1 protein-coding gene is annotated in these 433 nt (G+C 65.4%); it reads left to right on the top strand.

Annotated features, from left to right (window positions below):
• On the top strand, positions 1-433 hold a 433-nt coding region (locus tag AWU74_RS08650; protein WP_368853474.1), incomplete at both ends, for a DEAD/DEAH box helicase.

The raw sequence follows: 433 nt of genomic DNA, 5'->3' as shown, positions 1-433 counted from the left end.
GTCGTCGCCGAGCTGCAGGCTATCCGGCGGCTCGGGCTGACGGCGACGCTGGTGCGCGAGGACGGTTTGCAGGGAATGGTGTTTTCGCTCGTGGGCCCGAAGCGCTACGACGTGCCGTGGAAGGAGCTTGAAGCGTCGGGCTGGATAGCGAAAGCCGAGTGCGTCGAAATCCGCGTCGACCTGCCGAAAGAGCTTGAAATCGCGTATGCCGTCTCCGCCCCGCGCGAGCGCTACCGAATCGCCAGCACCAACCCCGCGAAAATCGAGCTTGCGGCTCGGCTCACGGCTCGGTTTGCGTCCGACCAAATTCTCGTTATCGGGCAGTACCTCGACCAGCTCTCTAAAATCGCTCGCGCCCTGCCCGCGCCGCTGATTACCGGCAAAATGCCGGTGTCCGAGCGGGACGCGCTGTACGGCGCATTCCGCCGCGGCG

This window comes from Treponema endosymbiont of Eucomonympha sp., assembly GCF_001028545.1.
The sequence above is the reverse complement of the archived record's forward strand: the minus strand, read 5'-3'. Positions and strand labels throughout refer to the sequence as shown.